22 protein-coding genes are annotated in these 21,582 nt (G+C 63.4%); 3 read left to right on the top strand and 19 right to left on the bottom strand.

What is annotated here, in order from left to right; all coding sequences use genetic code 11:
* Nucleotides 1–2: 2 nt before the first annotated feature.
* The 16 genes from ccmI to RAS12_RS10520 all read right to left on the bottom strand — a co-directional run bounded on the left by ccmI (nt 3) and on the right by RAS12_RS10520 (nt 13,259).
* Complete coding sequence (gene ccmI / locus RAS12_RS10595; RefSeq protein ID WP_306948054.1) at nt 3–1,298, bottom strand: c-type cytochrome biogenesis protein CcmI; 1,296 nt, start codon at nt 1,296–1,298, stop codon at nt 3–5.
* Entirely contained in the window at nt 1,295–1,768 is a 474-nt protein-coding gene (locus tag RAS12_RS10590; protein WP_306948052.1) for a cytochrome c-type biogenesis protein, read from the bottom strand. Before RAS12_RS10590 ends, ccmI begins: the two co-directional genes overlap by 4 nt.
* Nucleotides 1,765–2,286, bottom strand: a complete 522-nt coding sequence (locus RAS12_RS10585) for a DsbE family thiol:disulfide interchange protein (RefSeq protein WP_306948050.1) — start codon at nt 2,284–2,286, stop codon at nt 1,765–1,767. The genes RAS12_RS10590 and RAS12_RS10585 overlap by 4 nt, the downstream gene beginning before the upstream one ends.
* Nucleotides 2,286–4,355, bottom strand: a complete 2,070-nt coding sequence (locus RAS12_RS10580; RefSeq protein WP_306948048.1) for a heme lyase CcmF/NrfE family subunit — start codon at nt 4,353–4,355, stop codon at nt 2,286–2,288. The genes RAS12_RS10585 and RAS12_RS10580 overlap by 1 nt, the downstream gene beginning before the upstream one ends.
* Nucleotides 4,352–4,837 carry a cytochrome c maturation protein CcmE gene (ccmE, locus tag RAS12_RS10575; RefSeq protein ID WP_306948046.1) on the bottom strand — a complete coding sequence of 162 codons (486 nt, stop codon included), beginning with the start codon at nt 4,835–4,837 and terminating at the stop codon, nt 4,352–4,354. Before ccmE ends, RAS12_RS10580 begins: the two co-directional genes overlap by 4 nt.
* Nucleotides 4,834–5,010, bottom strand: coding sequence for a heme exporter protein CcmD (gene ccmD / locus RAS12_RS10570; RefSeq protein WP_306948044.1), 177 nt, complete (start codon nt 5,008–5,010; stop codon nt 4,834–4,836). The genes ccmE and ccmD overlap by 4 nt, the downstream gene beginning before the upstream one ends.
* The gene (ccmC, locus tag RAS12_RS10565) at nt 5,007–5,789 is read right to left on the bottom strand and encodes a heme ABC transporter permease CcmC (RefSeq protein ID WP_306948041.1); all 783 of its coding nucleotides are present in this window, start codon (nt 5,787–5,789) and stop codon (nt 5,007–5,009) included. The genes ccmD and ccmC overlap by 4 nt, the downstream gene beginning before the upstream one ends.
* 8 nt (nt 5,790–5,797) lie before the next feature.
* Complete coding sequence (gene ccmB, locus RAS12_RS10560) at nt 5,798–6,463, bottom strand: heme exporter protein CcmB (protein WP_306951404.1); 666 nt, start codon at nt 6,461–6,463, stop codon at nt 5,798–5,800.
* Nucleotides 6,429–7,112 carry a heme ABC exporter ATP-binding protein CcmA gene (gene ccmA / locus RAS12_RS10555; RefSeq protein WP_306948039.1) on the bottom strand — a complete coding sequence of 228 codons (684 nt, stop codon included), beginning with the start codon at nt 7,110–7,112 and terminating at the stop codon, nt 6,429–6,431. Before ccmA ends, ccmB begins: the two co-directional genes overlap by 35 nt.
* Entirely contained in the window at nt 7,099–7,737 is a 639-nt protein-coding gene (locus tag RAS12_RS10550; RefSeq protein ID WP_306948037.1) for a cytochrome c3 family protein, read from the bottom strand. The genes ccmA and RAS12_RS10550 overlap by 14 nt, the downstream gene beginning before the upstream one ends.
* Before the next feature lie 16 nt (nt 7,738–7,753).
* Nucleotides 7,754–8,230, bottom strand: a complete 477-nt coding sequence (locus RAS12_RS10545) for a nitrate reductase cytochrome c-type subunit (protein WP_371321269.1) — start codon at nt 8,228–8,230, stop codon at nt 7,754–7,756.
* Between the two features lie 20 nt (nt 8,231–8,250).
* Nucleotides 8,251–10,746 (bottom strand): periplasmic nitrate reductase subunit alpha, encoded by a 2,496-nt coding sequence (gene napA, locus RAS12_RS10540; RefSeq protein ID WP_306948035.1) that lies wholly within the window; start codon nt 10,744–10,746, stop codon nt 8,251–8,253.
* Nucleotides 10,730–11,047 (bottom strand): chaperone NapD, encoded by a 318-nt coding sequence (locus tag RAS12_RS10535; protein WP_306948033.1) that lies wholly within the window; start codon nt 11,045–11,047, stop codon nt 10,730–10,732. The genes napA and RAS12_RS10535 overlap by 17 nt, the downstream gene beginning before the upstream one ends.
* Nucleotides 11,048–11,070: 23 nt before the next feature.
* Complete coding sequence (gene napE / locus RAS12_RS10530; RefSeq protein ID WP_306948031.1) at nt 11,071–11,229, bottom strand: periplasmic nitrate reductase, NapE protein; 159 nt, start codon at nt 11,227–11,229, stop codon at nt 11,071–11,073.
* Nucleotides 11,230–11,445: 216 nt separating this feature from the next.
* Nucleotides 11,446–12,300 carry a beta-keto acid cleavage family enzyme gene (locus tag RAS12_RS10525; protein ID WP_306948030.1) on the bottom strand — a complete coding sequence of 285 codons (855 nt, stop codon included), beginning with the start codon at nt 12,298–12,300 and terminating at the stop codon, nt 11,446–11,448.
* Nucleotides 12,297–13,259 carry a 3-hydroxyacyl-CoA dehydrogenase family protein gene (locus tag RAS12_RS10520; protein WP_306948027.1) on the bottom strand — a complete coding sequence of 321 codons (963 nt, stop codon included), beginning with the start codon at nt 13,257–13,259 and terminating at the stop codon, nt 12,297–12,299. The genes RAS12_RS10525 and RAS12_RS10520 overlap by 4 nt, the downstream gene beginning before the upstream one ends.
* A gap of 121 nt (nt 13,260–13,380) precedes the next feature.
* Between RAS12_RS10520 and RAS12_RS10515 the strand changes: the two genes are divergently transcribed.
* The gene (locus RAS12_RS10515; protein ID WP_306948025.1) at nt 13,381–14,289 is read left to right on the top strand and encodes a LysR family transcriptional regulator; all 909 of its coding nucleotides are present in this window, start codon (nt 13,381–13,383) and stop codon (nt 14,287–14,289) included.
* Between the two features lie 41 nt (nt 14,290–14,330).
* On the opposite strand, the gene RAS12_RS10510 is transcribed toward RAS12_RS10515, so the two are convergent.
* Both RAS12_RS10510 and RAS12_RS10505 read right to left on the bottom strand, forming a co-directional pair.
* Entirely contained in the window at nt 14,331–15,014 is a 684-nt protein-coding gene (locus RAS12_RS10510; RefSeq protein ID WP_306948023.1) for a GntR family transcriptional regulator, read from the bottom strand.
* Nucleotides 15,015–15,038: 24 nt separating this feature from the next.
* The gene (locus RAS12_RS10505; protein ID WP_306948021.1) at nt 15,039–16,814 is read right to left on the bottom strand and encodes an IlvD/Edd family dehydratase; all 1,776 of its coding nucleotides are present in this window, start codon (nt 16,812–16,814) and stop codon (nt 15,039–15,041) included.
* Nucleotides 16,815–17,035: 221 nt separating this feature from the next.
* On the opposite strand from RAS12_RS10505, the gene RAS12_RS10500 reads away from it, so the two are divergent.
* Together RAS12_RS10500 and pdeR are read left to right on the top strand one after the other, a co-directional pair.
* Nucleotides 17,036–18,031 (top strand): Bug family tripartite tricarboxylate transporter substrate binding protein, encoded by a 996-nt coding sequence (locus RAS12_RS10500; RefSeq protein WP_306948019.1) that lies wholly within the window; start codon nt 17,036–17,038, stop codon nt 18,029–18,031.
* Nucleotides 18,032–18,328: 297 nt separating this feature from the next.
* Nucleotides 18,329–20,326, top strand: a complete 1,998-nt coding sequence (gene pdeR, locus RAS12_RS10495) for a cyclic di-GMP phosphodiesterase (protein ID WP_306948016.1) — start codon at nt 18,329–18,331, stop codon at nt 20,324–20,326.
* 26 nt (nt 20,327–20,352) lie between these two features.
* On the opposite strand, the gene RAS12_RS10490 is transcribed toward pdeR, so the two are convergent.
* Nucleotides 20,353–21,237 (bottom strand): crotonase/enoyl-CoA hydratase family protein, encoded by an 885-nt coding sequence (locus RAS12_RS10490; protein ID WP_306948015.1) that lies wholly within the window; start codon nt 21,235–21,237, stop codon nt 20,353–20,355.
* Between the last annotated feature and the right edge of the window lie 345 nt (nt 21,238–21,582).

The raw sequence follows: 21,582 nt of genomic DNA, 5'->3' as shown, positions 1-21,582 counted from the left end.
GGTCAGCGCACGACAGTGTCGGCCACCAATTCCAACCCCTCGGCGCGGATGCCGACGTCAGGCAGCACGCCGCTCAGGTCTCCGGGCCGGGCGGCGGCGTTGCCTGAGCGGCTGACGCGGATCTCCACCTGAACCTTGGTGGCCCGGGACAGCGTGGCATCCGGTGACATGGCCTTGCTGTCGTCCAGCACAAAGGCGCGTGGCAGGTCGGACACGCGCAGCTGCATGATGGCCAGCGGCATGCGGGAACCCTCGATGGGCCGCGCCAAAATGAACACGGTGTCTGTCGGCTGGACTTGATCGCGCAGCGCCGGGGCAATGCGTGCCTGCCCGGCAATGCGCGCGGGGGACGCGGTTGCGGCGGTGCCGGTGCTCGCGTTGGCGCTGCCCGTCGCCGATTGGGCTGCTGGCGTGGCGGTGACGGCCGCGGCCAGTGGAGCAGCGCCTGAGGCCATGGCGCGGGCTTGCGCGATGTTCGTTTGTATCTGGCGGGCCGCTTCCGAGTCCGGCGGCAGCAGGGTTTGCAAGCGTTCCCAATGGATCAGCGCTTCGGCGGCGTCGCCGCGGCGCAGCGCCATCATGCCAGCCAGCGCCAAGGCTTTGGGTTGATCCGGTTGCGCGGCCAGCGCTTGGGCGACGGCCGCAATGGCGTTGGCATCCGGCGTGCCTTGATTCGCCGAAAGCAACGCATCGGCCATGTCGGCCAGCACGGCAGGCTGGCCGGGAACCAAGCGCAGCACCTGCTGGTAGGCGGCAACCGCATCGGTATAGCGGCCCAGCGTTTCGTACGAACGCGCCAGCGTGTACCAGCCATCCGCATCGTCAGGCGTGGTGCGCAAGCGCTGGGCCAGTGTGTTGATAGCCAGCGCCATATCGTCGCCCGCGTCATTGGCGTGCGGTTCTGCGCCGGGCTTCATGATCACGTCCACGGCGGCGCGCGGATTGCCCAACTGGCCGTACAGCAGGACCGCCGCCACGGGAATGATGACGCTCAACAGGCACGCGGCCGCCACGCCAGCGCGTTGGCCCGTCATCGGTGTGGCGCGGGGCTGCCGCAACTCCAGGTCTTGCAGCAGGTCGCGTTGCAGTTCTTCTTCGGCGCGTGCCTGCGCCTCGGGGCTCAGGCTGCCGTTGTTCAAGTCGCGGCGCAATTGCTCGCGCTGTGCCAGATAGAAGGCGCGCACGCCGGCCTCGGGCGGTTGCGTTGCCGTGGGCGGGGCGCGCCGAAGCAGAGGTGGAATCAAGCACAGCAAAGTCGCCAGCAACAGCGCGACGACGATGAGCCAAAGCGTGGTCATGATCCGGTATCCAGGTATCGCGCGGCGCGGGCGCGCTCGTCCGCAGTCAAAGGCGCGCGCGTGACATTGCGGCGCTTGAGCGTGCGCATCAGCACCCAGAAGCCCAGCGCCAGCAGCGCAAATGGCCCCAGCCACAAGAGCCAGGTGATGGGTTTGAAGGGCGGGTCGTACCGCACGAAGTCGCCGTAGCGGTCTTCAAAAAAGCGCATGATCTGGGCGTCTGTCCGCCCATCGGCCAACTGCGCGTGGATCAGCTTGCGCATATCGTGGGCCAGCGGCGCATTGGAGTCCGCCAAGCTCTGATTCTGGCAGACCAGACAGCGCAGGGCGTGCGCCAGGTGGTCGGCGCGTTGCTGCTCGGCCGGGGTCAATTTGGGCTCCGCTGGTGTTTGCGCCAAGGCTGAAAACGGCGTCAGATTCAGGCTGGCTGCCAACAACAATGCCGTCAGAACGCGAGTCAGCAGGTTCATCGCAGCGCCTCGATCATCGGTTCGATCCGGGTGCGCCAGATGTCCGGCGTGATGAGGCCGAGCTGCTTGTAGCGGATGCGTCCCGCGCCGTCGATCACAAAGGTCTCCGGCACGCCGTAGACGCCGTATTCGATGCCGACGCGGCCGTCCGTATCGCTGGCGGACGCAATATACGGATTGCCGTTACGAGCGAGCCACGCCACGGCATCTTCCGGTTTGTCCTTGTAATTCAGACCATATAGCGGAATGCCGTGACGCTGGGCGGCGTCGCGCAGTACTGGCAATTCGTCGCGGCAGGGGCCGCACCAGGACGCCCATACGTTTAGCAACCACACCTGTCCGCGCAGCGATTGCACGTCCAACGTCTGGCCGGGCGCATGCAGCAACGGCAAGCTGATGGGCGGAGCGGCCTTGTCGAGCATGGCGGACGGCACGGCACGCGGGTCGCGCGACAGGCCCAGCGCCAAAAACACGGCCATGGCCATGAAAGCGCCCAGCGGCAGCAGGTAGCGCAGCATCAATAGTCCTCCCGCGGGGTCCGGTTGGCGCGCGGTGCAGCAACCGTCGGAAGGGGGGCGTGCGCCGGCGTCGAGCGGCGCTGCAAAACGGGGTTAAGGCCGGAGCCGGGCAGATCAGCGAGCTTCTCTTGAGGCTGGCGGTAGCGCTTGTCGCCCGCCGCCAGCAAGCCGCCCAGCGCCATCAACAGGCAGCCGGTCCAGATCCAGGTCATGAAGGGTTTGACCTGAATGCGCACGGTCCAGGCTGTGTCGCTGACCGGTTCGCCCAAGGCCACGAACAGGTCGCGGGTAAAGCTGCTATCGATGTCCGCCTGACTCAGCGCCATGTCTTGTACGGTGTACAAGCGTTTTTCCGGGTACAGGGTCACGACCGGCTTGCCATCGCGTGTTACCGGAAACACCGCTCGTTGTGCGGTGTAATTTGGGCCTTGCGCTGGGCCGATGCTGGCGAACGTGAATTGATAGCCGCCTGCGTTCTGGGTCGCGCCCAGTTCCACGCGCAGTTCCTGTTTGACCTCGTAACCATTGGCCAAGGTGACACCGGCAATGAAAATGCCCACGCCCGCGTGCGCCAGCAGCATGCCGTACCAGGACCTGGGCTGCCGGGTCAGGCGGCGCAGCGGCTGGCCGCCACCATCGGTCAGCCGCTGCCATGCGTGTACGGCCGCGCTGGCAACGGACCACGCCGCCAGCCACAGGCCCAGGATGATCATGGGAGAACCCAGGCGCAGCGGCCCCGGCATGGCCAGCGGCGCCAGTACGGCAGTAGCCACGCTGACCCCAAACGCGACGCGCAGACGCCGGGCCAGCTCGGGCACTTCGGCCTGCTTCCAGCGGGCCATGGGCCCGACTCCCATCAGGAAGATCGCAGGCGTCATCAACGGCACAAAGACGGCTTCAAAGTAGGGCGGGCCGATGGATATCTTGCCCCAGTCCAGCACGTCCAGCACGACCGGATACAGCGTGCCCAGCAGGACGGACCCGGCCGCCACGGTCAGCACCACGTTGTTCGATAGCAGCAGCGATTCGCGCGACAGCAGCGAGAAACCTCCGCCCAGGCCTACGGTGGGCGCGCGCCACGCATACAGCAGCAAGGAGCCGCCAACGATTACCGTCATGAAGGCCAATATGTACAGGCCGCGCCCGGGGTCCACCGCAAAAGCGTGTACCGATGTCAGCACGCCGGACCGGACCAGGAAGGTGCCCAGGATGCTGAGCGAAAACGTGCAGATAGCCAGCAGCACCGTCCAACTGCGGAAGGCTCCGCGCCGCTCAGTCACGATCAGCGAATGGATCAGCGCGGTGCCCGCCAGCCACGGCATGAACGACGCGTTTTCCACCGGGTCCCAGAACCACCAGCCGCCCCAGCCCAGCACGTAATACGCCCAGGCGCTGCCCAGCAAGATGCCGATGGTCAAAAACGTCCAGGCAGCCAGCGTCCAAGGCCGCACCCAGCGCGCCCACAAAGCATCCAGCTCGCCCGATAGCAAGGCGGCAATCGCAAACGCGAAGGCCACGGAAAATCCCACATAGCCCATGTACAACATAGGCGGATGCACGATCATGCCGGGGTCTTGCAGCAGCGGGTTCAGGTCGCGGCCCGCCATCGCTGGCGGCATCAGGCGTTCAAAGGGGTTCGACAGGAACAGCAGAAAAAGCAGAAAGCCGACGCTGATCCAGCCCATTACCGCCAGCACCCGTCCGGCAAACGGCAGGGGCAGCCGGCGGCTGAACACGGCGACGGCCAGGGTCCACGCGGTCAATAGATACAGCCAAAGCACCAGCGAGCCTTCGTGCCCGCCCCAAACCGCCGCGAAACGATAGGCAGCGGGCAGGTCCGCGTGGGAATTGCCGGCCACGTACAGCACCGAAAAATCGTTGTTCACAAAAGACCAGGCCAGGCAGCCAAAGGCCAGCGTGGTCAGGCAAAACTGGCCGACAGCGGCGGGCCGGGCCACGCGCAGCCCCGCTTGCCAGCCGGTGGCCGCTCCGATCAGCGGCAGAATGGCTTGCGCCAGCGCCGTCAGCAGCGCCAGGATCAGGCTGAACAGTCCGATCTCGGGAATCATCGGGCCTCCGGCCGCAGGTTGAGGGCGGACGCGCCCGGGGTGGCGTCGGCGGAGGCATTGCGGCCCGCGCGTTTGATAGCGTCTGCGGCTTCGGGCGGCATGTAGTTTTCGTCGTGCTTGGCCAGCACCTCGGTGGCGCGGAACACGCCGTCCGGCCCCAGCTTGCCCGCAACCACCACGCCTTTGCCTTCGCGGAACAGATCGGGCAGCAAACCCTGGTAGGCGACGGGTACGGTATGCGCGGTGTCCGTCACAATAAATCTCAGCGTGATGCCGTCGGCCTCGCGGCGCAACGAGCCTTGTTCCACCAGCCCGCCTACGCGGAAACTGCCGCTGTGCGGCGCTTCCTTCGCCACGACCTGGCTGGGGCTGAAGAAAAACACCAGATTGGATTGCAGCGCATTGAGCACCAGCGCCGTGGCCAGGACCAGCAGACCCAGCCCGCCCGCGATGGCTAGCGCGCGGCGCTTGCGCGGACTCATGGGCGGTCTCCGTTGCCAGTTGTGCCGTCATGGACCTGTTCAGCCATGCGCCGGGCGCGCGCGCGGCGCCAGAGCGCAAAGACCTCCGCGCCCATCAGCGCCAGCGTCACGCCGTAAGCCCCCAGAATGTATGGACCGTGGCCCTGCAAGGAGAACAGCGTGTCCCAGCTCATCGCGCCTCCGGGGTATGGCGCCTGGCACGCACCGCGCCGGGTTCGCGTTCGGCGATGATGCCTCGCACCCGCGCCAATGCCGTCGCCGCGCTGTAGAGCCAGAAAGCGGCAACCATCAACAGCATCGCGGCAACCATGATGCGCGCCATGCTGGGCGCGGTTGTCAAGTTGATGGATGCGCCCTGGTGCAGCGTGCTCCACCAGCGCACCGAGAAATAAATGATGGGTACGTTGACCACGCCCGCCAACAGCAGGATCGCGCCGCCGCGGTCTGCCCGTTGCGTATCGTCAGCCGCCGCCTGCAAGGCCATGAAACCCAGGTACAGGAACAGCAAAATCAGTTCGGAAGTCAGCCGCGCATCCCACACCCACCAGGTGCCCCAGGTGGGCTTGCCCCACAGCGCGCCGGTCCATAGCGTCAGGAAGGTGAAGAGCGCGCCGGTGGGGGCGAGCGCCCGCATCATCATGAACGACAGCCGCGTGTTGTAGATCAGGCCCAGCGCCGCATAGAGCGCCATCACCAGATACAGGAACATGGACATCCATGCCGCTGCCACATGAATGAACAGAATGCGGTAGACCTCGCCCTGCTGGCTGTCCGTGGGCGCCATCACCAAGCCCACGTAGAGCCCCGCGCAGGCGAACAGCGCGGCCGCCAGCGCCAGTACCGGAATCAGCCGGCCGGCCAGCGGGTAGAACAGGGCGGGCGACGCATACCGCATCCATCCCGCACCAGCTGAACGGGAATAAGAGGCGTCGAAAGCGGGGTGTTTGTGCATGGGGCCTCTCAGTCCAGCGCCACGCGCAGCGCGGCGGACGCGCTCCAAGGGCACAGCAGAATCGCCAGGCACAGGCAGGCGCCCAATAGCGACAGCTGGGGGCCTGCGCCCAAGCCCGAGTGGCTGGCCGACACGGCGCCCGAGCCAAAGATCAGCACAGGCACATAGAGCGGCAGTACCAGCAGCGGCAGCAGCGCGCCGCCTCGCAGGCCCAAGGTCAGCGCCGCGCCCAGTCCGCCGACCAGGGCCAGCGTGGGGGTGCCCAGCAGCAATGACAGGACCAGAATGCCGATGGCTTCGACCGGCAGGCCGAACTGCAACGCCAGCACCGGGCTGGCAATGATCAGTGGCAAGCAACTGCTGAACCAATGCGCCGCCAGCTTCACGCCTACCAGCAGCGGCAGGGGATGCGGCGACACCAGCAATTGCTCCAGCGCGCCGTTGTCATAGTCCTGGGCAAATGGACGGTGCAGGCTCAGCAGAATGCCCAGCAGCGCGCATACCCACAGCACGCCCGGCCCGATAGCTAGCAACAGCGCGGGATCGGGGCCAACCGCCAGCGGGAACAAGCTGCCCGCAACGATAAAAAACAGAGTGGCGCCTAGAGTGTCCGCTGGCCGCCTCCAGGCGAGCCGGATGTCACGCAACACCAACTGAGACAGCGTAGCCAGCATCCGCGTAGTCATCCATATTCAGAGTTTGGGTGCACGCGGCGGCAGTGCCAGGTGTGCGATGCGACGCGACCACGGCTGCGCCGCCGTTGGCCAGATGGGCGTCAAGTGTCATGCGTAATTGGTCCAGGCTGTTGGCGTCCAGGCCAGCATCGGGTTCGTCTAGCAGCCACAATGGCTTGGCGCCCAGCACGACGGAGGCCAGCGCCAGCCGGCGTCCTTGGCCTTGCGACAGGCGGGCGGCGGGCGTATTCAGACATGCGCCCAGACGCCAGGCGCGCAGCGTGGCTGCGATGGCGTCATCGTCCTGTGGTGTGCCCGACACGTGCAGGGCGTAGCGCAAGTTTTCAAGCGCGCTTAATTCAGCGCAAAGGCCGTTGGCGTGTCCCAGGAAGGCCGAGCGCGAAAAATAAGCAGAAGGGTCGCGGCGAATGTCGCGGCCTTGCCATTGCACCATGCCGCCCAGCGGCCGCAGCAGGCCGGCCAACATGCGCAACAGGCTGGTCTTGCCGCTGCCATTGGCGCCCTGAACATGCAGCAGTTGCCCCGCGTGCAAATCGAAATCGACCGGCCCCAGGCCTTCAGGCCCGCCGCGCCGGCTGCGCAGCTCGCGGGCGCAGAGCATGGGGGGCGGCGCGTCAGCGGGCCGCATTCGCGACCTCTTTGGACGCTCCGGCTGGCGGCGCCGCGTTCGAAGTCTGACCAGGCGGAATGTGGGGCAGGGTGTGCGCGATGCCCTTGTGGCAATCGATACAGGTCTTGGTCTTGTCCGCCAGATAGGTGGAATGCATGTTCTGCGCGCGGATGCTTTGGCGCGTGAAGTCCATGTATTCGTAGTTGTGGCAGTTGCGGCATTCCAGCGAATCATTGGCTTTGAAGCGCGCCCATTCGTGCTGGGCCAGCTCCAGCCGCTTGTCCACGAACTTCTCACGGGTGTCGATAGTGCCGAAAATCTTGCCCCAGACTTCCTTGGAAGCCTGCATCTTGCGGGCGATCTTGTCCGTCCAGTTGTGGGGCACGTGGCAGTCCGAGCACAGCGCGCGCACGCCGGACCGGTTGGTGAAGTGGATGGTGCCCTTTAATTCCGCGTAGACGTTGTCGCGCATTTCGTGGCAACCGGTGCAGAATTTTTCCGTGTTGGTCAGTTCCATTGCGGTGTTAAAGGCGCCCCAGAACAGGATGCCGCCGATGAAACCGCCTATCGTCAGAAAGCCCAGGCTGAAATGCACGCTGGGGCGGCGGATGATGTTCCAGTAGCGCTTGAGGAGCTTGAACATGGCGGCCTCTTGTCCCTTACTTCTTGCCGGTGGCCGGCGCCGTCAGGCGCTTGAGGATCACGTCAATGTCCTCATAGGTGTTCGATACCAGCGGCTTGGCTTCGGCCTGCGGCACGTGACATTGCACACAGAAATACCGCCGTGGTGATACCTCGGCCAGCACGTTGCTGTCGCGGTCCATGTAGTGCGTGACGCTCAGGGGGGGCGCCTGAGTCTCTTCCGTTTTCACCCGTGCATGACAGGCCAGGCAGCGGTTGTAGTTTTTGTCGATCTGATAGCCGTCGATCTTGTGGGGAATGGTGGGCGGCTGCATGGAATAGGTGCGCATCCGCTTGATGTCCTTGTTTTCAATCGGGCTGATCAGCGGCGGGTTGGTCTCTTCGGCGATCGGCGTGGGGCCGCGCATGGGGTCTTCGACCTCCAGCGGCGGGGCCGCCCAGGCGGCCGAACTCAGCAGAATGCCCATCGCGATAACGGTGACGCGTAGCTTCATGGCTGTCTCCCAGGCGCCGTTCAGACCTTGACGATCTTGACCGCGCACTTTTTGAAGTCGGTCTGGAACGAGATCGGGTCAGTGGCATCCAGCGTGACTTTGTTGATGAGCTGGCCGGCGTCGAACCAAGGCACAAAAACCAGGCCTCGCGGCGGCTTGTCGCGCCCGCGTGTTTCCAGCCGGGTCCGCATCTTGCCTCGGCGCGAGATGATTTCCACCTCGACGCCACGGCGCAGCCCCATCGACTGCGCATCATCGGGATGCATGAAACAGACGGCATTGGGAAACGCGCGGTACAGCTCGGGCACGCGGCGCGTCATTGACCCCGAATGCCAATGTTCCAGCACGCGGCCCGTCGACAGCCAGAACGGGTATTCCTTGTCGGGCGACTCTGGAGGCGGCTCGTAGGGCAGGGCGTAAATGATGGCGCGGCCGTCTGGGTTGCCGTAGAAATCAAAACCGCTCCCGGGTTTCACGTAGGGATCGCTGCCTTCGCGATAGCGCCACAATGTTTCTTTGCCATTGACGACGGGCCAGCGCAGTCCGCGTGCCTGGTGATAGGTGTCAAACGGCGCCAGGTCATGACCGTGGCCGCGCCCGAAGGTAGCGTATTCCTCGAACAATCCCTTTTGCGCGTAAAAGCCAAATGCCTTGGCTTCCTGGTTTTCGTATTCCGCATCCAGCTCGCTGTTGGGGAATTTGTTCACCTGGCCATTGGCGAACAGGATGTCGAAGAGCGTCTTGCCGCGGTACTCCGGCTTTTTGGCCAGCAGATCGGCGGGCCAGACTTCTTCCACCTTGAAGCGCTTGGAAAATTCCATCAACTGCCACAGATCGGACCGCGCATCGCCCGGCGCATTCACCAATTGATGCCAGAACTGCGTGCGCCGTTCCGCATTGCCATAAGCGCCTTCTTTTTCTACCCACATCGCCGCGGGCAAGATCAGGTCGGCCGAAATGGTGGTGACCGTCGGGTAGGCGTCCGACACGACAATGAAGTTGGCCGGATTGCGGTAGCCGGGCAAACCTTCATTCATCAGGTTGGCGGCGGCCTGCATATTGTTGTTGACCATGACCCAATACGCATTGATCTGGCCATCTTTCAGCATGCGGTTCTGCAACACCGCGTGCGCGCCCACCTTGTCGGGGATGGTGCCGTCAGGCAGTTGCCAGATCTCTTCCGCATGGGCGCGGTGCTTGGGGTTGGTGACGACCAGATCGGCAGGCAAGCGGTGTGAAAACGTGCCCACTTCGCGGGCGGTGCCACAGGCGGACGGCTGGCCGGTCAACGAGAAGGGGCTGTTGCCCGGAGTCGAAATCTTTCCCGTCAGCAAATGGATGTTGTAGACCATGTTGTTGGCCCACACACCGCGAGTGTGCTGGTTGAAACCCATGGTCCAGAACGAGGTCACGCGTATCTTGGGGTCGGCGTAAAGCTCGGCCAGGTCCTTGAGCTGTTTCTGCGGCACGCCAGTCAGCTTGGACGTGTATTCCAAATCATAGGTCGAGACGAATTTGGCAAACTCGTCGTACGTGATGGGTTTGGAGCCGCCCGCCTTGTCGGCGTTCTTGGCAGCCTTTTGCAAGGGATGGTCGGGGCGCAGGCCATAACCGATGTCGGTATTGCCTTCGTGAAAGATCGTGTGCTTATCGACAAAATCGCGATTCACGCGTTTGGTCTGGATGATGTAGTTGGCAATGTAGTTAAGAATCGCCAGGTCCGTCTGCGGGGTGAAGGTGAGCGTCAGATCGGCCAGTTCGTACGAGCGGTGTTCAAACGTGGACAGCACCGCGACCTTGGTCTTGGGCGCAGACAGACGCCGGTCAGTGACGCGGGTCCACAAGATGGGGTGCATTTCGGCCATGTTCGAACCCCACAGCACGAAGGCGTCGGCGTTCTCAATGTCGTCATAACAGCCCATGGGCTCGTCGGCGCCAAAGGTGCGCATGAAGCCCACGGCCGCAGACGCCATGCAGTGCCGCGCGTTCGGGTCCAGATTATTTGACCGGAAACCCGCCTTCATCAGCTTGAGCGCGGCGTAACCTTCCCAGATGGTCCATTGGCCCGATCCGAACATGCCGACGGCGGTGGGGCCCTTGTCTTTCAGAACGCGCTTGAATTGTTCGGCCATGACGTCAAACGCCTGGTCCCAGGACACCGGCTCGAACTCACCGTCTTTGGCGTATTTGCCGTCTTTCATGCGCAAGAGCGGCGTCGTCAGCCGGTCATTGCCATACATGATCTTGGATAAGAAATAGCCTTTGACGCAGTTCAGGCCCTTGTTGACCTCGGCATTGAAATCGCCGTGCGTGGCCACGACCTGGTTGTCTTTTACCGCGACGTTCACGCCGCAGCCGGTCCCGCAGAACCTACAGGGCGCCTTGGACCATTTCAGCTTGGCGGCCTCGGATTCCGTCACGATGTTCTGCGTGTAGCCCACGATGGGTATGCCGGCCACGGTGGCAGCGGCAGCGGCAGCGGATTGCTTGATGAAGTCTCTACGAGCCATGGCCATCGTCAATCTCCTCGTTCATCGCGGCCAGTGTGTCGGCATGCTGGTAGACCAGTGCAGACGCCAGCACGCCATCCAGGCGCTGGATCTCGGAGATCCGGGCCATCATGTCGTCGGTGGAGGGCGCTTCCAGGGTGACCACCAATTTGCCGGTGTCGGAAGCGCCATGGATTTCCGAGCCCGCGATTGCCAGAATGGCGATGCGGACGTCAGGCAGGCGGCGCGGCAGCGCGTGCACGACCATGCTGGCGATGTGCAGCTCGGGCGCCGCAATGGGCGGCGCGGAAGTGGGGAGCGCGGACATAGAAGGGGTTCCGTCGCGTCGCATCAACTGCCCGGGGGGCCGGCGATCAGTTGATAAGCCCAGACGATGAAACCGTAACCCGCCACGATGACCACCGTGAGGACGGGGGCCATGACAGCCGTCAGGAACAAGAAGCTTCGAAGCTCCTGAGGCTTGCTGTAGCCATCAGACTCGTTTTGCACACACCACCTCACTACGACGGTTGGGGTATTGCTTTAACGTGCGGATGTCGAAGTTTTTAGCAGATGGTTTACAACCGCGTCAATGTTGCGGCACAGCGTAAACGGAGCGGGAAAGCGCTATATATAAAGATGCCAGACGCTTTTCCTGACGGTTGCAGGTAAGTCGTCTGGCATCGGTGCTGCCCACGCGCAGCGAGCTCGCTGCGCGCGTCAGTATCAGGCGATGGCCCCGTAAATACGGCGCGCATCCGCCGCGTTAGCCAACGGCCGGCCCAGCGCCCGTGCGCCCTCCGCTGCTTGCAGCACCAGCGCGGCATTGCCCGGCGCGATGCTGCCGTCGCGCAACTTCAGGTTGTTTTCAAAACCCACGCGCATATGGCCCCCAAAAGCCGCTGCGGTAGTGACGCAAGCGTTCTCCTCGGGACCAAAGGCGCAGATGGCCCAGGGCAAGGAATGATCGTAGGCCGCCAGGAAGGGCAGCAGGTCATAGGCCGACGAGGTCTGGCCCGCGCTGTAGCGGCCCAGCACGAACAGCACCGACCACGCGCCCGGCGGCACCAAGCCGCGTGCGCGCAAAGACAGCCAGCGCCGCACGTCGCCCTCGTCATACAGAATGATCTGCGTCATGATCCGGCGTTCAGCCAGCCAGGCCAGAAAGGCGGCCAGCTCTGCTTCGGGAATGTCGGGCACGGCGATTTCACGCAAACCGATAGACACTGCTTCCGGCTGCAATTCGCGCACCAGGGCGATTTGCTCGGCAGCCGTGTAGACGCCAGCGGCTTCACTTGTCACCTGCACCAGCAGTTCGCGTCCCACGGCGCGGTGCACGGCAGCCAGGGCTTCGCGGTAGGCATGCGCGTCCAGCAAGTGGCTGCCGTCGGGCTTGCGCACATGCATATGCATCATGGCGACGCCAGCATCCAGGCAGGCGCGCGCTTCCTGCGCCAAGGCGTCGGCGGTCAGCGGCACGGCCGGATGGTCGGCCGTCTTTTTATAGGCGCCGTTGGGCGCCACGGTAATGATGACGGGGGAGTCGGCCAGCGCGGCGCGCGGCAGGACGGTAGCGTTCAAGGCTGGATCTCCGGCAGTTCAGGGCTGATCAGATCCAGGCCCGCACGCAGCAAGCGGTCGTAGCGGGCACGCTCGGCGGCGATTGTTTCCGGGGTCCAGGCGTAGAAGCCTTCGCCCGCCTTCATGCCGTAGCGGCCGTCAGCAGCGCGTTCGGTCAGACAACGCGCAGGGGTGTCCGAGTTGCAGAACGTGGGATACATGGTGGCGCCTGCGGCGGCATGGACATCGATGCCCGCATGGTCGCGCTGCATGACCGGTCCCGCCGCCAGAAAGCGAAAGCCAAAACCAAAACGCACCGCCGCGTCCACATCTTCCGGCGACGCGATGCCGCGGTCGATCAGATCGAAAGCTTCGCGCGACAGCGCGTGCTGCAAGCGGTTCGCCAAGAATCCCGGCAGGTCCTGCTTGACCTTCACCGGCACGCTGCCGCAACGGCGCATGAAGGTGATGAGCGAATCTGCGCAAGCGTTGTCGCTGGTTTCGCCCAGCACCACTTCAACCAGCGGCACCAGGTGCGCGGGCATGAAGAAGTGCAGGCCCAGCATGCGGCCGCGCGTCTCCAGGCCTTCGCCGATGGCGCTGATGGGAAAGCTGGAACTGTTGCTGGCCAGAATGGCGTCCGGGCGCGAACGCGCCACCAGGTCCGCGAACAACGCTTGCTTGATGTCCAGGCGTTCGGGAATGCACTCGATCACCAGGTCAACGGTGGACCAGTCCACGTCGTCCAGGCTGGCGGCGGTAGCCAGCAACGAGGCGTTTGCTTCGCGGCCGATGGTCTTCAGGTTTTCCGCCACGCGCGCGGGCAGGCCGGCTGCGCGTTCGGTGTTCGATTCGATGATCGTCGTGCGGCAGGCAGCGCGGGTCAACACCACCGCGACATCGGCGCCCATCGTGCCGCCACCCACCACCACTGCATGCGCCGCACCCGGGTTGGGCAGGACTTTTGCGTCTGTTTGCATGATTTGCTCCTACTCTGGATCTACGTTGGGGGCGAGTGTAGAGAAGCTGCTTTGATTGATGAATCAGATTTTTTGGATAGAATGATCGCTAAAACAGATCAATAATGACGGGCAGCGAGACATGCAGATCAATCTTTCCATGCGCGACATCGACACCACACTGGTGCTGGGCCGTACCCTGAATTTCCGGCAGGCCGCCGGACAGCTGCACCTTTCGCAATCGGCGTTGTCCACGCAGATCCAGCGTATTGAGGAAGCTTTGGGCGTGCGTCTGTTTGATCGCACCACGCGCACCGTGCGGTTGACGGCCGCGGGCGAGGTCTTCATGCAGCAGGCTGCCACCCTGCAAGTAGCTTTTCGCGACGCCATTGCTGCCGTCAGCGGCATTACCAGCGCCGAGCAGGGGCAGGTGTCCGTGGCTGCTTTGCCATCTTTGGCTGCCCGGTTGCTGCCGCGTGTGCTGATGGCCTATCGCCAAGACCATCCGCAGGTTGCCCTGAAGGTGCGCGATACGCTCTCGGGCCCCGCTTTCGATCTGGTGCGCGCGGGCGAGGTGGATTTCGCCCTGACTGCCGCCGATCCGCAGCAGGCCGATCTGCACTATGTGCCCCTGATGTCCGACAGCTTTCTGCTGCTGATCCCAGAGGCCCATCCGCTAGCCAAATCCCAGGGGCCGTTGCGCTGGGCTGACACCGCCAGCGCAGCACACGTGTCGATGGTGCAGCCCAGCAGTGTGCGTCAATACACGGAATGGGCGTTTCTGCAAAACCGCATCCGCTTTACTCCGGCGTTCGAGGCCGAACACCTGACCACGATCGTGGCCATGGTCGAGTGCGGCTTCGGCGTGGCGGCATTACCCGAAATCGCCGCTGGCGCGGTGGCGCAAACCGGCATCGTGCAACGTCCGCTGGTCGGGCCGGTGGCGGAACGGTCGATTGGGCTGGTCACGTCCCGCAACCGCAGCCTGTCGCCTGCGGCTTCGGCGCTGGTGCAGACGTTAAGAGAGTACGTGGCGGCCGAGGCGCGATAAGCCCCGTTGGTTGACGCCCGCGGTTGACAGCAGGGCCGCGATCAGGCGCGCAGGCGCGATTGCTCCGACGCCAGATAGGCGTCGCGCGAGGGCAGCAGATGATCCCGGCACACTGTCATCAGCGCATCGCGGTTGCCGTCGCGCAAGGCGTGGATCATGGCCCAGTGTTCCTGGCGCGCACGTTCGCGGTAGCCCGCAGCGACCAGGGTGCCGAAGCGGATCGGGTGGGTGCGCCGGGCGTATTCCTCAATGGCTTGGCCCAGCACCGCGTTGTCCAGCAAACCGAAAAACTCGCGGTGGAAATGCTGATTGCTGCGGAACACGCGGCGCGCGTCGCCGTCGGTCACGGCGGCATCGTGCTCGCGCTGTACTGCCACCAGGGCCGCCAACCGGGCCTCGGGCACGGGTAGCGGAATCTGGCTGGCGGCGTGGACTTCCAGCACTTCGCGCAACGCATACAGTTCCATGACTTCGCGCGCGGAAAACGTACGGACCACGGCGCCGATGTTGCGCTTTTTCTCCACGACACCCAACAATTCCAGCTCGGCCAGCACCTGGCGCACCGCGTGGCGCTTCATGGAAAAGCGCGCCATCAGCTCGTCTTCGGTCAGGCGTTCACGCGGATGCAGGCGGCCGAAGACGATGTCCTCTTCCAGCGCTGCTACTGCGCTTTGCGTGGCGTCAGGGGCCTGTGCTTGCAGGGCGTCGGGCGTGATGGCGTTCATGGATGGCGGCTGTCGAACGGAGGTTTACTTCTTGGGTACGGTGTCGTGAGTGACGCCAGCACGCAGGAAGTCGAAGTCCACACCCTGATCAGCCTGCGTCACCGTTTGCAGGAACAGCTTGCGGTAACCGCGGTCGGCAGTGGGGCGGGTGATGGGCTGGGCTGCGGCGCGGCGGGCCAGTTCGGCGTCGTCCACCAGCAGCGCGATTTCACGCTGGGCAACCGACAGGCGGATGCGATCGCCGTTTTGCACGTATGCCAGCGGCCCGCCAATAGCGGCCTCGGGCGTCACGTGCAGCACGATGGTGCCCGCTGCCGTGCCGCTCATGCGGCCGTCGGAAATGCGGACCATGTCTTTCACGCCTGCGCGCGCCAGCTTCTTCGGGATCGGCATGTAGCCCGCTTCGGGCATGCCGGGCGCGCCGGTCGGGCCGATGCGCTTGAGCACCAGGATATCGTCGGCGGTCACATCCAGCGCATCGTCGTCGATGCGCAGCGCCATGTCTTCGGCGTCTTCGAACACCACCGCGCGGCCCTCATGCTCCATCAGCTTGGGATTGGCGGCGGATTGCTTGATGATGGCGCCGCCCGGGGCCAGATTGCCGCGCAGCACAGCCAGACCGCCCACCGGGTAGATGGGGGACGCCGCGGTGCGGATCACGTCTTGAGTGAAGGGGGCGGGGGCGTTGTCCAGCTCTTCGCCCAGGGTGCGGCCGGACACCGTCATCACATCCAGGTGCAGGAAGGGGCGCAGTTCACGCAGCAGCGCCAGCATGCCGCCCGCATCGTGGAAGTCTTCCATATAGTGCTGGCCCGAAGGCTTCAGGTCGACCAGCACCGGGGTTTCGCGGCTGATGCGGTCCAGACCCGCCAGATCGATATCGATACCCAGGCGGCCAGCGATGGCGGTCAGGTGGACGATGCCGTTGGTGGAGCCGCCAATGGACAGCAGTACGCGCAAGGCGTTTTCGATGGACTTGCCGTTGATGATCTGGTCGGGCGTCAGGCGTGACGCGGCCATGGCGACGGCGGTGGCGCCGGTGCGTTCTGCGACGCGCACGCGGTCAGCGGTGACGGCCGGGGCGGATGCGCCGCCGGCGACCATCATGCCCAGCGCCTCGGTGATGCAGGCCATGGTGCTGGCGGTGCCCATCACGGAACAGGTGCCCACGCTGGCAACTAACTGATTGTTCACATCGGCGATTTCCGGCGCGTCGATTTCGTCGGCGCGGTAACGGCCCCAGTAGCGGCGGCAGTCAGTGCAGGCGCCCACGCGTTCGCCACGATGCGAACCGGTCAACATCGAACCCGTGACAAGCTGAATGGCGGGCACGCCGGCAGACGCCGCGCCCATCAACTGGGCCGGCACGGTCTTGTCGCAACCGCCGATCAGCACCACGGCGTCCATGGGCTGCGCGCGGATCATTTCCTCGGTGTCCATCGACATGAGGTTGCGCAGGTACATGCTGGTGGGCTGCGAGAAGCTCTCGTGCACCGAGATGGTGGGAAAGTCCATCGGCAGGCCGCCGGCCAGCATGACGCCGCGTTTGACCGCTTCAATCAGTTGCGGGGCGTTGCCGTGGCAGGGGTTGTAGCTGCTGCCGGTGTTGACGATACCAATGATGGGACGAGCCAGCGCGTCGTCGGACAGACCGGCGCCCTTGATAAAGGCCTTGCGCAAAAACAGCGAAAAACCCTTGTCGCCGTAGTTGGTCAACCCGCGGGCGACGCCTTGAGCGGTCGCGCTGTCGCTGTCAAAAGGGCCCTTTGCAGGCTTTCCGCCTTTGGTGTCGTCCGTCATTTTCAGTCCCGATAATATTATTGATAATCCTGGGTTGGCATCATATCCAGCCTTTGAAAGTGTCGGCAAGCCCTTTGTGTGATCTGGCTTATTGATCTGTATTGACGATCAGTCGATAGAAAAATTCTGATTCTTCTATCAAGTTCGCACTCCTACACTGGCGCCGTTGACGAGCCGGGCGTCCGTCCATTCCTATACTCATCCCGGCTGGAGAGACCTACATGTCAGACCTGCGTCTGCGGCCGCGCCGTGCCGTTCTGCTTTCCCTGCTGGCCCTGTGTGCCGGCGTTTCCGCCCCGGCCATGTCTGCCGACGCGTATCCCGACAAGCCCATCCGTCTGATCGTCCCCTATCCCCCCGGAGGCGCGACCGACGTGATCGGCCGCGTGCTGGCGCAGGAATTGACCGGCGCGCTGGGTCAATCGGTGATCGTTGAAAACCGCGCTGGCGCTGCCGGTAATATCGGCGCCGACCAAGTCGCCAAGGCGCAACCGGACGGCTACACCTTGCTGATGGGCGCGCTGACCAGCCATTCCATCAACGCCGCGCTGTACCGTGGCCGCGTGACGTATGACGTGGAAAAGAGCTTTGCTCCGGTCTCCATCGTGGGTACGGTGCCGCTGGTATTCGTTGTGAACCCGACGGTGCAAGCCAAGACGCTGGCTGAATTCATCGCGCTGGCCAAGTCCAAGCCTGGTTATATGACCATGGCCTCGGCTGGCAACGGTTCGCCCCAGCATCTGGCGGGTGAAATGTTCAAGCGCATGGCTGGCGTCGATATTCTGCACGTGCCCTATAAGGGCAGCGGCCCCGCCATGACCGACCTGATGGGCGGCCAAGTGTTGAGCATGATCGAAACCGTGCCGGCCTCGCAAGGCAATATCAAGTCGGGCAAGCTGCGCGCGCTGGCGGTGACTTCGCCCCAGCGTGTGGATGCGCTGCCGGATGTGCCCACGGCAGCCGAAGCGGGTCTGAAGGACTTTGAAGTCAGCTCGATGTTCGGCATTGTGGCGCCTGCCAATACGCCGGCCCCGGTGATTGATCGCCTGAATAGCGAACTGAAAAAGATCATGGCCAAGCCGCAAGTGCAGGCTTCCTTGCTGAACCAGGGCGCCATCGCCACCTGGACGACGCCGGCTGACGCCAGCGCCCGCGTGTCTGCCGAATTGGCGCGCTGGACCAAGGTGATTGACGAAGCAGGCGTAAAGGGCGATTAATCGAACGGATTAATCCCTGCCTGCGCTGTTTATGCGACACGCCGGAGTTTCCTTATTGGAATCTCCGGCGATTTCTTTTGTGCGCTGCCGCGCAATCCGTCGCAACAAGGGATGCGCAAGAACCCCGGTGCACGCATTATTAGTATCGGCAAAGCCTAGGTTTTTGCCGCTAGCCTCATAGCCGTTGCAATAATCTGCAATACACGGAATGTGGCGCTGCACATAGTGGTTGACCCGATTCCTACTAGGCCGTAATGTTGTTTTCGGTCCGGCCTAGGACAGTGGGGGGATACCACAATGACTGAGAATCAGGACGAAAAAGCGATCCTGCACACGCATTTCGGTACACATAGTCCTTATTGGCGTCTGTCAGCCGACAGCGACGCCTTCGAGCTTTCCGCAGTCAAGGGCGCTACCAACGTCGCCACGGCGCTGCGCCCGGATCAGGCGGACACCATCCGATCCCTGACGGGCATTACGTCAAGCGTCCGCATCGATATCGCGCTGCATGGGGATATGCTGCGCCTGCATTTGGTTGGCCGCAAGATTAATCCGAACGAATGGGCTGGCACCGCATCGGCGCATTCCGACACCGAGTCCGTTGCCAAAGACCTGGTTGAAGGCCTGTCGTTTGCCGAGACCGTGGTGTCAGAAGCCAATTCCGTCATCGTCATCGTCGACCAGAACGGCCGCGTTCAGCGCTTTAACAAGCTGAGCGAGGAATACACCGGCAAGCGCGAGCAGGACATCGTGGGCCGCAGCGTGTTCGAGATGTTCATGACGCGCGAAGAGGCCATTGCGTCGCGGCGCAATATTGCCGAGTTCTATAAACGCGGCCAGTCCTACGAAGTTGAGCGCACCATCAACACGGTCAAGGGCCGCCGGCTGTTCTTGTTCCGCAATAAGTTTGTGACGAGCGGCAGCGGTGAGAAACGTGTCTACCTAATCTGCTCGGGTACGGACATCACCGAAGAGCGCCAGGCGCAGGAGCGTTTGCGTGTGCTGGCCAACACCGACACCCTGACCAACCTGCCCAACCGCCACGCCATCACGACGCGGCTGAAAGGGGCGCTGGCGGCGGGGCTTGAAGGTAAGGGTGGCGTGTTGTTCCTGGACCTGGACAACTTCAAGCGCATTAATGATCACTACGGCCATGGTTTTGGCGACCGCCTGCTCAAGGCGGTGTCGGTGGCGATTTCCACCTGCCTGTCCGAAGGCCAGACCCTGGCCCGGCTGGGCGGTGATGAGTTCATCGTCTTGCAGGAACAGGCGCAGGCTTGGGAGCTGGAAGCCACAGCCGAACGCATTATCGAGCGTTTGCGCGAACCCTTCCGCCAAGGGCTGATCGAGGTCTACACCAGTTGCTCGATCGGCATTGCCATGTACCCCGATCACGGCGCGGACCTGGACAGCGTGGTGCGCAGCGCTGATATCGCCATGTATGTGGCCAAAGAAGCAGGGCGCCATACCTACCGCGTGTTCCAGCCCGAAATGGACCGCCGCAACGCGGACTATGTGTGGCTGGATACGAACCTGCGCAAGGCTTTGGCCGAGAACCACCTGATGTTGTACTACCAGCCCAAGCTGGCTGGGCGCACGGGTGAAGTCGATAGCGTTGAAGCCTTGTTGCGCTGGCGCTCACCGGAACGCGGTTTGGTCTGCCCCAGCATATTCATCCCCTACGCCGAGGAATCTGGTCTGATCGCGCCGCTGGGCGTGTGGGTCATGCGTGAGGCGGCGCGTCAGGCGGCAGCGTGGAAACGCGATGGCTTGAATATTCGTATCGCCGTCAATATGTCGGCCCGGCAACTGGACGACAAGGGCGTGGTCAGCGATTTCATGCGCGCCATTGGCGATGCGGGCCTGGACCCTTGCATGCTGGATATCGAATTGACGGAAAGTTGCCTGATCGACGACGAAGGCGCGGCGATCGACCTGATCAAGCAATTCCGCCAGTTGGGCGCGCGCGTTCACCTGGATGACTTCGGCACGGGTTACTCGTCGCTCTCGCAGTTGGCGCGTATTCCGCTGGACGCGATCAAGCTGGACGCCAGCTTCGTGCGTGGCGTGAACGAAAACCCGGTGTCTCAAGCGTTGGCGCGCGCGATTGTTGCCGTGGCTCGCACGCTGGAATTGAAGGTCATTGCTGAAGGGGTGGAAACCGCCGAGGAAACCGCCTTCCTGGACACGCTGGGAGTGGACGCCAAGCAAGGCTATCTGTATGCCAAACCTATGCCCGCGTCCGAGTTCACCACTTGGCTTGCAAATCGGCGCCGGCTGCATCTGATTGCCTGATGCAGCCGGCCCGGGGCCAGGCCGGGTTAGTGCATCGTGGCTTCCTGCACGGCGTCAGGGTTGCCGGCAGTGCGCCGGTTCTGCGCGATCACCAGACGTTCCATATAGGCGCGGTCTTTCGGGTCGATCGAAAATGCGGCTTCGACCCAGTCTTCGGTAATGTCCATCAGTTCGGACCGTGACAGGTTCAGCACGCGCTGGCGCGCCCGCAGCATGGCGCGTATGCCATTGAGCTTGGGCCGCAAGACGTCGATGAAAGTGCGCGTGGCTTTGTAGGCGTCGCCCGGTTCGAACAGCGAGTCCACAAGCCCCTTGCCGTGAAACCATTCGGCCGTGTGCGACTCGCCAGTGCTGATCAATTCCTCGGCCAGCTTCATGCCTGAACGGCGCGCCACCAGCGAATACCCGCCCATGCCCGGGAACAGGTTGAACGCCATTTCCGGGAAACCCATGCGGGCGTTGTTCTGCGCCAGCACAAAATGGTGGGCCAGGGCCGCTTCGAAGCCGCCGCCCAGCGCGGTTCCTTCGATCATGGCCAAAGAAACTGCGCCGGTATCGAATCCGCGTGACGCCGCATGCACGCAATCCACGCATGCCCGGGCATAGGCCCGCAAGGCTTCACGTTTACCTGTGCGGATGGCTTCGGCAAAAAAGTTCAGATCGCCGCCTACGTTATAGATCTGGGGCACAAGAGAACCCGTGACCCAGAAATCGATAGGCAGGCCGGAGTCCTTGGCGGCGCGCGCCAAGGTCATGATTTCGTCGATGAGTTGATGGTTAAAGCAAGGCCGTGGTTGCGCCCGGAGCATCATCCACATGACACGACGTCCCTCCTCATAAAAAGCTGAGATCTGGTTCATGTTGCCGGCTGCGGTAAAGGGGTGGCAGTCTGGATGAATGAGTTGATTCATTTGCTTTCGTCCATTCGATCAAGGTGAGTCGGAGTACTGCCGGGTCAGCCTAATACAGACCTTCCGGCTGTCGTCTCATGCAAACCTCATCCGGCTGGCCAGACTTGTCCGTAACCCAAAGGCGCGATGCATCCCTGCAAAAGTGTTGGCAATCCTGGCAGCCCCTCGTCCCGTCGGCCGATGCGGGCATGGGGAGAATGGATGAGAACGTTCGCAAATTCGCGATGATCCGGGCGGTTCGGGAAAACTCCCGGAAACCGGCAAGACTCATGCGTTGGGATGACGGACGGGAATTAAGCGGGGCGCGTCACGTAATCGGTGACGGAACGAGAGCGATGGAGAAGG

It is taken from the genome of Achromobacter seleniivolatilans (assembly GCF_030864005.1).
Lineage (GTDB): Bacteria > Pseudomonadota > Gammaproteobacteria > Burkholderiales > Burkholderiaceae_B > Achromobacter > Achromobacter seleniivolatilans.
Note: the sequence above shows the minus strand (reverse complement) of the source record. Positions and strands in the feature narration are given on the sequence as shown.